Here is a 13,939-nt window from a genome sequence, read left to right as displayed (position 1 = left end):
AGCCCCCATGCCCGCCGATCCGATCCTGCTCAAAGCCGGGCAATGGCTCGCGGGGGCGAGCGCGGTGCTGGCCGTGGCGACCCTGGCGGGGTTCGTCTCCAGCTGGGGCATCCGCTTCCGGCTGGTGGGGGTCACCAGCTTCACCGTGCTGCTCTCACTCTCCTGCTGGGCCTTTGCGATCAGCTACAACCCCCGCGAGCCGGTGGAAGGAGCGGTCAACGCCCCGATCGTGTTTGACAACGGCACCAACCTGGTGGTGGCCACCGCCGGTGCCGATCTGAGCCCGGCCGCGTATGGGCCCACCGTGGAGCAGGTGGCCCGCAACCTGCGCGGCAGTGGCCGCATCACCACCGACGGCAGCGTGCATGTGCGCCTGCGGCGTGTTGAAACGGTGGCACCGGGCGTCAGCCGGCCGGTGGTGTTGGCGGAAGCCACCCGCGGCCGCGATGGAACCGTGGTGGTGATCAAGCCCTGAACACCCCCACCCCGATGTATCCCCTGCCCCAGCACTTCCATTTGGAGCAGGAGCAACTTCAGTCCGCAGGTGTGAACGAATGGGGCAGCCTGGCCAGGCTCCAGGACGGTGCTCTGCGCCAACTGGCCCGGCAGGGAGCCTCCGAACAGCGGCTGACCCGGCTGCGCGGCCAGGCACGGCTGATGGAGGCGCTGGCCCTTGAGGCCGGTGACGCGGCCCTGTTGTTGCATGCCGGCATCGCCACCGCCACCGCCCTGGCGGAATGCTCACCGGAGCGGTTGCAGGTGCAGCTCACCCGGCTGGAGCGGGCCCTGCGGCCAGGCGCTCTGGCCAGAATCGACCGTGACACCGTCCGTGGCTGGATCCTTCGGGCCCGCAAGGCGTCCAGTCGCTCCCCAAACTGACCCGCCGCGCCCCTGCCGGACCTTCCGGCTGACTGGAATGGGATCACTCCCTCCATGGCCCTGCATTGATTCACCTCCGCCGCTGGGGAGACCCCAGCCGTCCACTGCTTTCCCTGACCGCGGTTCTGGCGTCTTGCGCCCTGTTGGCAGCCGGCCCGGCCGGGGCCGCTTCCGCCCTGCTCGAATCGGTCAAACAAAATCCCCAGGTGGCCCAGAACCTCTGCGGCCAGCTGCGTGCTCTCAATGCCCAGGGCGTGCGCTCCAGTTCCCCCCAGGCCGTGGCGATGGTGGCCCAGAGCCGAAACGTCAGCACCCAGGACGCCGAAGTGCTGACCACCTACGTGGTGGGCCTCTACTGCCCGGACGTGCGCTGAGCCGCGCCCGTGCCTGACGCCCTGCCGGTGGAGTCCAGCGACACCTGGATGCCCTGCGCCGATGGGGTGAAGCTGGCCAGCCGCGTCTGGAAACCCAGCCAGCCGGGCCGCTGGCCGGTGCTGCTGATGCGCCAGCCCTATGGCCGGGCGATCGCCTCCACCATCACCGCCGCCCATCCCCATTGGTATGCCCGTCAGGGCTACGCGGTGGTGGTGCAGGACGTGCGCGGTCGGGGCGACTCGGCGGGGCAGTTCGAAGGGTTCGCCCAGGAGGCGCGGGATGGGGCCACGGCGCTGGAGTGGGCGCGCAGCCTGCCCTGCGCCGATGGCAAGGTGGGCACCTACGGCTTTTCCTACCAGGGCCTCACCCAGCTGCTGGGCCACGCAGACACGCCCCCACCCGATGCGCTGGTCCCGGCCATGACCGGCCTCGATGAGCGGCTGCACTGGGCCAGCGATGGCGGGGCGCACCGCTGGGCGCTGGGACTGGGCTGGGCCCTGCAGCTGGCCGCCGAAACCATGCGCCGGGCCAACGACCACGACGCCTGGCAGACGATCCGCCGCAGCCTGGAGAGCGGGCACTTCCTGGCGGAGGGGCTGGCGCTGCTGGAGCGCCACGACCCCAGCGGCATGGGGCTCGGTTGGCTGCGCCTTGACCCCCAGCAACCGCAGGGCTGGCGCTGCCACCAACCCCCGACAGCCCTGCTGCGGCAGCCCATGCTCCTGGTCGGCGGCTGGCTCGACCCGCATCTCGGCGGCGTGCTCGACCTGCTGGAACGCAGCCAGGCGGCCGGTGGCTCAGCAAGCCTGCTGGTGGGACCCTGGACCCACCTCAACTGGAAGGGCGGGATCGACCGGCTGCAGTTGGCCTTCTTCGACAGGCACCTGCGCGGCCGTGAGCTCGCCCAGCGGCCAGCGGTGTGCTCGCTTGGTGATCTCACCAGCGGCGCCTGGAGCCATGCCCCAGTGGAGGCCTCCCCTCCTCTGGTGTGGGGCCTGCGCAGCACCGGGCTGGCGGCCGTCGATGCACGCGAGGGGCAGCTGACAGTGGCCGGGGAGGGGGGCGGTGGCGTGTGGCTCGTGCACGACCCCTGGCGGCCCTGCCCCGGCCGCGGCGGCCATCTGGCCCTGGAGGCCGGCCTGGTGGAGCGCGGTGACATCGACCAGCGCAGCGACGTGGTGTGCTTCACCTCAGCGCCGTTGGCGCAGGATCTGCAGTTGTGGGGCCGGCCGGAACTGATGCTGGATGTGGCCGCCGATCAGCCCGGCCACGACCTCTGCGGGGCACTTTCAGTGGTGCGCGGCGGGGGCAGCCAGGTGCTGCAGCTCTGCACCGGGGTAGGCCGCTGGCTTGGCGAAGACGCCCTGCGCCTGCAACGCCGCCGCCTGCAGTTCCAGCCCCTGCTGGCCACATTGCGGGCTGGTGAGTGCCTGCGCCTGTCACTGGCGGCGGCGGCCTGGCCGCAGATCGCCGTCAACCCAGGCGATGGCCGCCAACCCAGCGGACCCAGCGGACCCGACCACCGGGTGATCACGCTGCAGTTCAGCCTCCGTGACGCGCAGTTGCACCTCAAGCCACTCACATCAGCGAAACTTTGCTGAACCCAACCTGCTCACCTCCATGGCTCTCCGTTCTGCCCTGCTGGCTGCCGCCCTGTTCGCCGGCCTCTCGGGGCCGGCGGCATGGGCCACCACCACCCTCACCCCGGCCGCCGCCCAGCGCGCCGCTGAAACCCTGCTCAAGGCTCTCAGCCAGAGGAACAGCCAGGTGATTTACGAGCAGCTCGCTCCGGAGCTGCGCCAAGCCACCACCGCCGACAAGGTGAATCTGCGGCTGCAGAACCAGGAAAAAATCCTCGGCAGCAAGGTGCTCGAGGTGGTGAGCGGGATCGACGACAGCACGGTGGACGCCGAGCTCACCACCCCCAGCGGCGTGCGCAAGATCACCCTGGTGTTCGACGAACAGGGCCGTTTGCTGGCCTGGGAATGGGAACGGGCCAACACGCCGATCCGCCGGATCGCCACCAGCTTTGTGCGGTCGTTGAGCCGCGGTGAGGTGGTCAGCGCGCGCAGCCTGCTCTCGCTGGAACTGCAGGAGCAGATTTCCGCGCAGGAACTCGCCAACCGCTGGCAGAACCTGGAGAAGCGCACGGGCAGCTTCGTGCGGATCCGCGGCAGCCTGCTGGCCAGCGAGGGAGGAGATCAGCAGTTGGTGCTCGTCACCACCCAGTTCAATCGTCTCACCGACAACCTGTTTGTGATCCTCGATTCCGCGGGCCACATCATCGGCATCGATTTCCCCACCACTCCGCCGCGCTGAGCGCCCCCAGCAGGTGGGCGGCCTAAGCTCCCGGCTCCGCCCGCATGTGCGCCCATGGCTCCCGCCAGCCTCGACTGGATGGTCCAAGACGGTCAGAAACTCGAAGAGTGCCGTCACGATCATCCGTTTGCGGTGCTGGGGCCCCAACCACTGGATGATCACTGGGTGGTGCGGGCCTGGATGCCCGATGCCGAACGGGTGGAACTGCGCCTGAACGGCAAGTCGCTGGCGATGGAGTGCCCCCATCACCGCTGGCTGTTCGAAGCCCAAGTGGATCATGATCCCGGCCAGAGCTATCAACTCTGGGTACGGCGCGGTGGCATTGAACACCTGCAGCACGACCCCTGGGCTTTCCGTGAAGAGTGGATGGGCGAGCTAGATCGCCACCTGTTCGCTGAAGGCAACCACCACCACATCTGGAGGCGGCTGGGTGCCCACGTGTGCGAACGCAATGGTGTGGCCGGCGTTCAGTTCGCCCTGTGGGCTCCCAATGCCCTCAGCGTGGCGATGCTGGGCGACTTCAACGGTTGGGATGGCCGTCACCATCCGATGCAGCTGCGCCTCGGCGGCATCTGGGAGCTGTTCATCCCCGGACTGGCGCCGGGAGCGATCTACAAATACGAAGTCCGCAATCAACACGGGCATTGCTATCAGAAGGCGGATCCCTACGGGTTCCAGCACGAAGTGCGCCCGCAGCAGGGGTCGGTGGTGGCACAGCTGGGCCAATACCGCTGGTCCGACCAGGCCTGGCTGGCCGACCGCGACAGCCGGGATCCACTGGAGCAGCCGATCAGCGTCTACGAGATGCATCTGGGCAGCTGGATGCATGCGGCCATCGATGAGCCGTTCCTCGAGCCTGATGGCACACCCCGGCCGCCGGTGCCCGCCGCCGATCTCAAGCCCGGCGCCCGCCTGCTCACCTACCCGGAACTGGGCGACCGCCTGATTCCCTACGTGAAGGCACGCGGCTTCACCCACATCGAGCTGCTGCCGATCGCCGAGCATCCCTTTGATGGCTCCTGGGGCTATCAGGTCACCGGCTTCTATGCCCCCACCAGCCGCTTCGGCCCACCCGATGAATTCCGCGCCTTCGTGGATCGCTGCCACGCCGAAGGAATCGGGGTGCTGCTCGACTGGGTGCCGGGCCACTTCCCCAAGGACAGCCACGGCCTGGCCTTCTTCGATGGCTGCCACCTCTACGAGCACGCCGATCCCCGCATTGGCGAGCACAAGGAGTGGGGCACATTAATTTTCAACTACAGCCGCAACGAAGTGCGCAACTTCCTGGTGGCCAATCTCGTGTATTGGTTCGAGGAATTCCACATCGATGGCATCCGAGTGGATGCGGTGGCATCCATGCTGTATCGCGATTATCTCCGTCCGGATGGTGAGTGGCTGGCCAACGAATACGGCGGCAGGGAGAACCTAGAGGCCGTGCGTTTCCTTCAACAGGCCAATGCAGTGCTCTTCCATCATTTCCCCGGGGCGCTTTCAATCGCGGAAGAATCCACCACCTGGCCGATGGTCACCAAACCCACCGAAATGGGCGGCCTTGGCTTCAACCTGAAGTGGAACATGGGCTGGATGCATGACATGCTCGATTATTTCGAGCTGGACCATTGGTTCCGCCAGTTCCATCAGAACAACATCAGCTTCTCGATTTGGTATCACTACACCGAGAACTTCATGTTGGCCCTCAGCCACGATGAAGTGGTGCACGGCAAGAGCAGCCTGCTGCATAAAATGCCTGGCGACGATTGGCTGAAGTTCGCCAACGTGCGCGCCCTGCTCGCCTATATGTGGACCCATCCCGGCAAGAAAACCATCTTCATGGGGATGGAATTCGGCCAACGCTCCGAATGGAACGTGTGGGGCGATCTGCAGTGGGACCTGCTCCAGTACGACGCCCACAAGGGCCTGCTGACCATGGTGGACGACCTCAACCGCTTCTACCGCGAGGAGCCGGCGCTCTGGCGCGACGACTTCGTGGAATACGGCTTCCAGTGGATCGACTGCAGCGACAACCGCCACTCTGTGATCAGTTTCATGCGCCGGGAGAGCACCACCGGGCGCTGGCTGGTGGTGGTGGCCAACTTCACTCCCCAGAGCCATTCCCACTACCAGGTGGGGGTGCCGCTTGAGGGCTATTACGGCGAGGTGTTCAACACCGACAGCAGTCGTTACGGCGGCAGCAACCTCGGCAATCTCGGCGGCAAGTTCACCGACAAGTCAGCCATGCACGGCTACGAGCAATCCATCAACCTCTGCCTGCCCCCCCTCAGCGTGCTGGTGCTGCAACGGGACGACGCCCGCAGCCAGGCCCTGTGTGACGAATCCGCCGAAGCAGGCCAGCTGGTCGGGTAGGTTCGCCCCTGGCATTCCCTCCCTTCATGGCCGAACCCCTCCCCCTGCTGCTGCGCGCCGCCCGAGGCGAGCAGGTGGAGCGGCCGCCGGTCTGGATGATGCGGCAGGCGGGCCGTTATATGAAGGTCTACCGCGACCTGCGTGACCGCCACCCCGGCTTCCGGGAGCGTTCGGAGATCCCCGACCTCTCCTACGAGATCTCGATGCAGCCGTTCGAGGCCTTCGCGCCCGACGGGGTGATCCTGTTCTCCGACATCCTCACGCCGCTGCCGGGGATCGGCATCGACTTCGACATCATCGAGAGCAAGGGGCCGATCATCGATCCGCCGATCCGCAGCCAGGCCCAGGTGGATGCCCTGCGGCCGCTGGAACCCGCCGCCGCCCTCCCCTTCGTGGGCGAGGTGCTGGGCCGATTGCGCCAGAGCGTTGGCAACCAGGCGGCCGTGCTCGGCTTTGTGGGCGCCCCCTGGACCCTCGCCGCCTACGCGGTGGAAGGCAAGAGCAGCAAGAACTACGCCGTGATCAAGGCGATGGCCTTCCAGGAGCCGGCGCTGCTGCACCAGCTGCTGGGCCACCTGGCCGATTCGATCGCCACCTACGTGAGCTACCAGATCGAAAGCGGCGCCCAGGTGGTGCAGCTGTTCGATTCCTGGGCCGGTCAGCTCAGCCCGCTCGACTACGACACCTTCGCCGCTCCCTACCAGAAGCGGGTGGTGGACCAGGTGAAGGCGAAGCACCCGGACACCCCCCTGATCCTTTACATCTCCGGCAGCGCCGGTGTGCTGGAACGCATGGCCACCACCGGCGTGGATTTCATCTCCCTCGACTGGACCGTGGACATGGCCGACGGCTGCGCCCGCCTGCCCCAGCACCTCGGGGTGCAGGGCAACGTGGATCCCGGCCTGCTCTTCGGCACGCCTGAGGCAATCCGCGCCCGCATCGAGGACACGGTGCGCAAGGCCCGCGGCCGCCGTCACATCCTCAACCTCGGGCACGGCATCCTGCCCGGCACCCCCGAAGACAACGCCCGCGTGTTCTTTGAAGCCGGCAAGTCGGTGAATGAGTGGATCGGGGCGGCTGTTTGAGCAGCTCCGCATCGCCCGGCCCGCGCCAGCGGGTGCTGATCACCGGCGCCAGCGGCTGCGTCGGCCAGACGATCGCTGAGCAGCTCTACCGCGAAAGCGACGTGGACCTGCTGCTTTGGCTACGGGATCCCACCAAGCTCACCGCCGTGCCGGCGGATGATCCGCGCATCACCCTGCTGGTGGGCGACCTGCGGGACCAAGAACCCCATGCCGAGGCGATCGCCTCCGCCGACCGCATCATCCACACCGCCACCGCCTGGGGCGATCCCGAGCGGGCCCAGCAGGTGAATGTGGTGGCGGTGAAGGAACTGCTGGGCCGCACCGATCCCGAACGGCTGCAGCAGGTGATCTATTTCTCCACCGCCAGCATCCTGGATCGCAACCTGCAGCTGCTGCCGGAAGCGCAGGCCTACGGCACCGAGTACATCCAGACCAAGGCCCTGTGCCTGCAGCAGCTGGAGCAGCACCCCCTGGCCGAGCGGATTGTGGCGGTGTTCCCAACGCTGGTGTTCGGCGGCTCGGTGCAGCCGGGTGATCGCTTCCCTACCAGCTACCTCACCGCCGGTCTGCAGGAGGGCGTGCGTTGGTTGTGGCTGGCGCGCTGGTTGAGGGCCGAGGCCAGCTTCCACTTCATCCATGCCGTGGACATCAGCCGGGTGTGCGTCCACCTGTGCCTGCAGCCGCACCAGCCCAACAGGGAACCCGGCCAGGGTCCGGTGCGGCGCCTGGTGCTCGGTCAGCCCGCCGTCACAGTGGACGGAGCCATCACGAGCCTGTGCCGCTGGCGCCAATGTTGGCGGCCGCCGTTCGGCCTGGCCCTGAGCGGCTGGCTGATCGAAGCCCTGATCAAGGTGCTGCCGATCGAGGTGAACGCCTGGGATCGCTTCAGCATCCGCCAGCGCCACTTCATCCACAGCCCGGTGAGCCCGCCGGAGCGCTTCGGCCTGGTGAGCCATGCCCCCACCCTGGAGCAGGTGTTCGCCGCCGCAGGTCTGCCGCACCGCGGTGTTGTGGGCTGAAGGCCCGCCGCCAACCCCCGCTTGCGTAACGAGATTGTTTCGATCCTCTCGCGTGCTGCAACGCCGTGAGGGCCCGAGACCCTAACTTCTTTTCGTTGCACGCTTTTCGATGCGCCGTCTGCTGTCATTTGTTGCCCTTGCCCTGGCGTTTCTGCTGGGTACCGCGTCTCCTTCGTACGCCGCGGATGTCGCCCATGGCGGCCAGGTGTTCTCCGCCAACTGCGCGGCTTGCCACATGGGCGGCGGCAACGTCGTGAACGCCGAGCGCACACTCAAGAAAGAAGCCCTCGAGGCCTACCTGGCCAACTACAGCGAAGGCCATGAGTCGGCCATCGCTTATCAGGTCACCAACGGCAAGAACGCCATGCCAGCCTTCGGCGGCAAGCTCACCGAAGCTGATATCGCTGATGTGGCCGCCTACATCGAGCAGAAATCCTCTGAAGGCTGGTCCTGATCACTGAATCAGGCTCCACCCCCTTCGGTTCCCTCCTTTCAGCTCTCAGCCCCCGGCCTCCAATGGTTGGGGCTTTGCTTCCCAGTTGTGAGGCGGGCCTAGCAGCCCTCCGGCGATCCGCCCCTTACCTGGGGCGGATTTTTTATGCCGGTGCAGCAGCCCAGCAGCTGGGGCTGATCCAAAGCCCAGGAGCTGGGACTGATCCAAAGCCCTGCAGCTTGGGCTGATCCAAAGCCCGGCGGCTTGTGGTGATCTTCAGCCCAGCTGCTTGCGGCGGGCGAGCACAGATAGATAGAGGTCTTCCGGCACATCGCGGATGTCGTACTCGCTGGGCAACACCCCATGGGCATAGCGGTGCACCACCAGCCAGCAATTGCGCTCCGGATCCCTTGCGGTGGCATCGAACACCCTTGATTCTTCCGCCAGCTGGTTCACCAGCTCGTCGGTCGGGGTGAAATCGGGGGGCAACTCTGGCATCGGCGGGCGCACCATCCACGCGTCAAGCCAACGAGACTAGGCAGGCGCGCAGCACACTCCATGGCCTTGAGCCCCGCGGCACCGCCGCTTCACCACCGCCAGGGCCACGCCTTGGCCACCGTGGCGTCCTTGACGGCTGCCGTCGGCACCGCCCTGCTGGGGGCAGCGGCAGGTCCTGGCCTCGCCCAGGCCCCTTCACCCAACCAGCCGGCCGCGATCAGCCCCTCAACAGCGCCGATGAAGATCTGCCCGCGGCTGCCACCTACGCCTGATTCCAACCTGCAGCCGCTGCAGCTGAAGCCTGAGCAGGTGCAACGCAAGAACGCCATGGGTTGCCTTTCGTCGGCTGATGCCATCTACGGGCCCGATGGCTGCCCCCTGCGCCGTTGCACCAACACCGAGAGTTTGCGGCGCATACAGCTCCCGCTCACCGGCCCCGCCCCAGTGGGGCCCTGATCACAACCGCCATGGGGGGTTTTCTGTGGGTATCGGTTCGGTGCTCCCTCTGAACCCAGCGCGGAAGGGATTCATAGGGTGATTTCATCTCCCCCCTGACGGCGCAACGCGCACACTCCGCCATGCACCCCACCTCCGAAACCTTCACCGAAAAGGCCTGGGCCGCCATCGTGGCCGCCCAGCAGTTGGCCCAGCAGAAACGGCAGCAGCAGCTGGAGAGCGAGCACCTCTTCGCCGCCCTGCTGGCCCAGCAGGGGCTGGCGGGACGGATTCTGGAGAAGGCCGGCGTCAACCCTGCTGTGCTCGCCGAGAAGGTGGAGGCCTTCATCGCCGGCCAGCCCAGCCTCGCCTCGGCGCCCGAGAGCGTGTACCTCGGCAAAGGGCTGAACCTGCTGCTGGATCACGCCGCCACCCTGCAGAAGGAATTCGGCGACAGCTTCACTTCCATCGAGCACCTGGTGCTCGCCCTGGCCAACGACGGCCGTTGTGGCCGCCAGCTGCTCTCACAGGCAGGCGTGGATGCCACGAAACTGCGTCAGGCCATCGAAGCCGTGCGCGGCAGCCAGAGCGTGACCGATCAGAACCCCGAAGGCACCTATGAATCGCTGCTGAAGTACGGGCGTGATCTCACCGAGGCCGCCAAGGACGGCAAGCTCGACCCGGTGATCGGCCGCGATGAGGAAATCCGGCGCACGATCCAGATTCTCAGCCGCCGCACCAAGAACAACCCCGTCCTGATCGGCGAACCCGGCGTGGGCAAGACCGCGATCGTGGAAGGCCTGGCCCAGCGGATCGTCAACGGTGACGTGCCAGCGGCGCTGCAGAACCGGCAGCTGGTGTCACTCGACATGGGCGCCCTGATCGCCGGGGCGAAGTACCGCGGTGAATTCGAGGAGCGGCTCAAGGCCGTGCTCAAGGAAGTGACGGCCTCCGAAGGCCAGATCGTGCTGTTCATCGATGAGATCCACACGGTGGTGGGAGCCGGCGCCAGCGGCGGGGCGATGGATGCCAGCAACCTGCTCAAGCCGATGCTGGCCCGCGGCGAACTGCGCTGCATCGGCGCCACCACCCTCGATGAGCACCGCCAGCACATCGAGAAGGATCCGGCCCTGGAGCGGCGCTTCCAGCAGGTGTTCGTGGATCAGCCCACCGTGGAGGACACGATCTCGATCCTGCGGGGCCTCAAGGAGCGCTACGAAGTGCACCACGGCGTGCGCATCGCCGACAACGCCCTGGTGGCAGCGGCCGTGCTCAGCAGCCGCTACATCGCCGATCGCTTCCTGCCCGACAAAGCCATCGATCTGATGGATGAATCGGCAGCGCGGCTCAAGATGGTGATCACCTCCAAGCCCGAAGAGATCGATGAGATCGATCGCAAGATCCTGCAGCTGGAGATGGAGAAGCTGTCGCTGGGCCGTGAATCCGATACGGCCAGCCGCGACCGGCTCGAACGGCTGGAGCGGGAACTGGCGGAGCTGAGTGAGCAGCAGAGCGGCCTCAATGCCCAGTGGCAGAAGGAAAAAGGCTCGATCGACGAGCTCAGCGCCATCAAGGAAGACATCGAGCAGGTGCAACTGCAGGTGGAGCAGGCCAAGCGCAGCTACGACCTCAACAAAGCGGCCCAGCTGGAATACGGCACCCTGGCGGAGCTGAACAAGAAACTGGCGGCCAAGGAGAGCGAGCTCAATGCCGCCGGTGCCGACAAGACCCTGCTGCGCGAGGAGGTCACCGAAGACGACATCGCCGAGGTGATCGCCAAGTGGACTGGCATTCCGGTGGCGCGGCTGGTGCAATCGGAGATGGACAAGCTGCTGCATCTGGAAGCGGAACTGCACCGCCGTGTGATCGGCCAGGAGCAGGCGGTGACCGCCGTGGCCGATGCCATTCAGCGCTCCCGCGCCGGCCTCTCCGATCCCAACCGGCCGATCGCTTCGTTCCTGTTCCTCGGCCCCACCGGTGTGGGCAAGACCGAGCTCTCCAAAGCGCTGGCGGCCCAGCTGTTCGACAGCGCCGACGCCATGGTGCGCATCGACATGAGCGAATACATGGAGAAGCACGCCGTGAGCCGCCTGATCGGAGCGCCTCCCGGCTATGTGGGCTATGAGGAAGGCGGCCAGCTCACCGAAGCGGTACGGCGCCGGCCCTATGCGGTGATCCTGTTCGATGAGGTGGAGAAGGCCCACCCCGATGTGTTCAACGTGATGCTGCAGATCCTCGATGATGGTCGCGTCACCGATGGGCAGGGGCGCACGGTGGATTTCACCAACACCGTGCTGATCCTCACCAGCAACATCGGCAGTGCTTCGATTCTCGATCTGGCCGGTGATCCGGCCCGCCATGGCGAAATGGAGCGGCGGGTGAATGAGGCCCTGCGCGGCCACTTCCGCCCCGAATTCCTCAACCGCCTTGATGAAACGATCATCTTCCACAGCCTGAGGGCCGAGGAACTGCGCCAGATCGTGGAGCTGCAGGTGGAGCGGCTGCGGCTGCGGCTGGCCGATCGCAAGATCGGGTTGGAACTTGATGCCGCCTCCCTCGACTGGCTCGCCACCGCCGGCTATGACCCGGTGTATGGCGCACGGCCGTTGAAGCGGGCGATCCAGCGGGAGCTGGAAACCCCGATCGCCAAGGCGATCCTGGCCGGCACCTACGGCGAGGGCTCCAGCATCGGCGTGTCGGTGCTCGGCGAGCGGCTGCACTTTCAGCCCCTGCGCCAGGTGGAGCCTGCCCTCGCATGAGGCTCCTGCCGGAGGCGTGCCGATGAGTGACGCGCCCCCCCCAACTTCCGCAGCGGCAACGGCCAGTCTGGCCGCCACGATCGCCGCCCTCAGCCGGCCGTCGATCTATCCCGAAGCCGACTGGCAGGGCGTGGCGCCCGGCCAGCGGCGGGTGGAGGTGGTGCAGACCCACATCAGCGTGGTGTTTCTCACCCCGCGCCATGCCTACAAGCTCAAGAAGCCGCTGCAGCTCTGGGACCTGCTCGATTACAGCAGCCTGGAGCGGCGCTGGCACTGGTGCCGAGTGGAAGTGCGGCTGAACCAGCGCCTGGCCGCACCCATTTACCTGGGCGTGCGGGCGCTGGCTGGAGAGCCGGTGGTGGTGATGCGTCGCTTCGATCGGCAGTGCACCCTGCGCGCCCGGCTTGAAGCCGGGCCCGTGCCCGCCGCGCAACTGCAGGCGCTGGGGGGCGTGATCGCCCGCTTTCACGCGGCCAATGGGAGGCCTGGCGCCGATGGCCGCGCCGCCATCCGGCGCTTTGCCCATGTGCTGGCCAGCAACGTGCAGGCCACCGCCAGCGCCGTGCCCGCACTGTTTCCCGCCCCGGTGCATGCCGCCCTGGTGAGCAGCCTGGCCGCCCAGCTGCGCCGGCAGCGCCACGCCCTGGCGGCGCGGATCGCCGCCGACTGGGGCGTGAACGGCCACGGCGACCTGCGCCTTGAACATGTGCTGCTGAAGGCAGGGTTCGGCACTGCCGGCGCCCAGGCAGAGGGGCGCACCGACCCAGGCCCCTTGATCGTCGATTGCGTGGAATTCAATGCGGGGCTGCGGCAGGTGGATGGCGCCTCCGACCTGGCTTTCCTGGTGATGGAGCTGCAGGCCAGCGGCCACCCTGAGCAGGTGAAAGCTCTGCTGGCGGGGTACGGCCGCCCAATCGATCCAGCGGTCTTGGATCTCTTCTGCGCCTATCGGGCCCATGTGCGGGCCAAGGTGGAAACGGTGACCTGGGCCGAGCACGACCGCGCCGCCAGCGAACGCCTGGCGGGCGCACACGGCGCGCGCGGCCATCTGTCGCTGGCGCTCGCCTACGCCCGGAGCGGCTTGCAGCCGCCGCCGCTGATCCTGCTGCGGGGCCTTTCGGGCTGCGGCAAGAGCCACCTGGCGGCCCAGCTGGCCCCCTGGCTGATCGCCGATACGCTCAGCAGCGACCGGGTGCGCAAGGCGCTGTTCGGTCTGGATCCCCTGGCCCGCTCCGATGGCGACCAGCGCGATCGCCTCTACAGCGCCGCTGCCCACGCACGCACCGAAACAGAGCTGCTGGAGCAGGCTGCCGCGCGCCTGAAGGCGGGACGCGCCTTACTGCTCGATGCCACCCACCTGCGCCAGGCCAGCCGCCAACGGGCCGCCGCCCTGGCGGAGGAGCTGGGGGTGCCCTGGTGCATCGTCGACGTGGACGCTTCACCTGAACTGATCGAGACACGCCTGCGGACGCGCCTGCTGCGCAACGACGACCCCAGCGATGCCGATATGGCCGTGGCGGCGCTGCAACGCCGTCAGGCGGAACCGCTCACACCGCTGGAGCAGCGGCACACCCTCCGCTTCCACGCCAGCGATGCGCCGACCGCGCTGCTGATGGAGCTGTGGAAGCGGATCATCAGGGGCGGCTCGGACGGTACGACCGAAATTGGGCCCGGTTCGGCCGAAGGTCAGGACTCTGATTGAGATTCAGCCCTCCCGGACCCTTGTTTCCCAAACCCAATCTTCCTGGACCCAATCATCCCGGACCCAGGGTC

13 protein-coding genes are annotated in these 13,939 nt (G+C 67.1%); 12 read left to right on the top strand and 1 reads right to left on the bottom strand.

The window, feature by feature from the left end:
* Positions 1–7 precede the first annotated feature (7 nt).
* From KBY97_RS02475 to KBY97_RS02435, 9 genes are all read left to right on the top strand, one after another.
* The gene (locus KBY97_RS02475) at positions 8–475 is read left to right on the top strand and encodes a Ycf51 family protein (RefSeq protein WP_255145104.1); all 468 of its coding nucleotides are present in this window, start codon (positions 8–10) and stop codon (positions 473–475) included.
* Positions 476–489: 14 nt separating this feature from the next.
* The gene (locus tag KBY97_RS02470; protein WP_255145103.1) at positions 490–879 is read left to right on the top strand and encodes a DUF4332 domain-containing protein; all 390 of its coding nucleotides are present in this window, start codon (positions 490–492) and stop codon (positions 877–879) included.
* 143 nt (positions 880–1,022) lie between these two features.
* The gene (locus KBY97_RS02465) at positions 1,023–1,253 is read left to right on the top strand and encodes a hypothetical protein (protein ID WP_255145102.1); all 231 of its coding nucleotides are present in this window, start codon (positions 1,023–1,025) and stop codon (positions 1,251–1,253) included.
* Positions 1,254–1,262: 9 nt separating this feature from the next.
* Complete coding sequence (locus KBY97_RS02460; protein ID WP_315857132.1) at positions 1,263–2,855, top strand: CocE/NonD family hydrolase; 1,593 nt, start codon at positions 1,263–1,265, stop codon at positions 2,853–2,855.
* A gap of 19 nt (positions 2,856–2,874) precedes the next feature.
* Positions 2,875–3,573 carry a DUF3887 domain-containing protein gene (locus KBY97_RS02455; protein WP_255145101.1) on the top strand — a complete coding sequence of 233 codons (699 nt, stop codon included), beginning with the start codon at positions 2,875–2,877 and terminating at the stop codon, positions 3,571–3,573.
* Positions 3,574–3,627: 54 nt separating this feature from the next.
* Complete coding sequence (gene glgB / locus KBY97_RS02450; protein WP_255145100.1) at positions 3,628–5,937, top strand: 1,4-alpha-glucan branching protein GlgB; 2,310 nt, start codon at positions 3,628–3,630, stop codon at positions 5,935–5,937.
* Positions 5,938–5,963: 26 nt separating this feature from the next.
* Positions 5,964–7,022: a uroporphyrinogen decarboxylase gene (gene hemE / locus KBY97_RS02445; RefSeq protein ID WP_255145099.1), complete on the top strand. Its 1,059-nt coding sequence runs from the start codon at positions 5,964–5,966 to the stop codon at positions 7,020–7,022.
* Entirely contained in the window at positions 7,019–8,041 is a 1,023-nt protein-coding gene (locus tag KBY97_RS02440) for an NAD(P)-dependent oxidoreductase (RefSeq protein WP_255145098.1), read from the top strand. The genes hemE and KBY97_RS02440 overlap by 4 nt, the downstream gene beginning before the upstream one ends.
* A 109-nt stretch (positions 8,042–8,150) precedes the next feature.
* On the top strand, positions 8,151–8,495 hold the full coding sequence (locus tag KBY97_RS02435; RefSeq protein ID WP_255145097.1) for a c-type cytochrome: 345 nt from the start codon (positions 8,151–8,153) through the stop codon (positions 8,493–8,495).
* Between the two features lie 255 nt (positions 8,496–8,750).
* Here the strand turns inward: KBY97_RS02435 and KBY97_RS02430 are convergent, their stop codons facing one another.
* The gene (locus KBY97_RS02430) at positions 8,751–8,972 is read right to left on the bottom strand and encodes a hypothetical protein (protein WP_255145096.1); all 222 of its coding nucleotides are present in this window, start codon (positions 8,970–8,972) and stop codon (positions 8,751–8,753) included.
* 60 nt (positions 8,973–9,032) lie between these two features.
* On the opposite strand from KBY97_RS02430, the gene KBY97_RS02425 reads away from it, so the two are divergent.
* From KBY97_RS02425 to KBY97_RS02415, 3 genes are all read left to right on the top strand, one after another.
* A complete protein-coding gene (locus KBY97_RS02425; RefSeq protein ID WP_255145095.1) occupies positions 9,033–9,428 on the top strand; it encodes a hypothetical protein in 396 nt (131 codons plus the stop codon).
* 122 nt (positions 9,429–9,550) lie between these two features.
* Positions 9,551–12,166 carry an ATP-dependent chaperone ClpB gene (gene clpB / locus KBY97_RS02420; RefSeq protein WP_255145094.1) on the top strand — a complete coding sequence of 872 codons (2,616 nt, stop codon included), beginning with the start codon at positions 9,551–9,553 and terminating at the stop codon, positions 12,164–12,166.
* A 22-nt stretch (positions 12,167–12,188) separates the two neighbouring features.
* On the top strand, positions 12,189–13,868 hold the full coding sequence (locus tag KBY97_RS02415) for a bifunctional aminoglycoside phosphotransferase/ATP-binding protein (protein WP_255145093.1): 1,680 nt from the start codon (positions 12,189–12,191) through the stop codon (positions 13,866–13,868).
* Positions 13,869–13,939: the final 71 nt, after the last annotated feature.

The sequence above is a fragment of the Synechococcus sp. ATX 2A4 genome, from assembly GCF_024346375.1.
In the GTDB taxonomy this organism is placed as follows: domain Bacteria; phylum Cyanobacteriota; class Cyanobacteriia; order PCC-6307; family Cyanobiaceae; genus MW101C3.
Note: the sequence above shows the minus strand (reverse complement) of the source record. Positions and strands in the feature narration are given on the sequence as shown.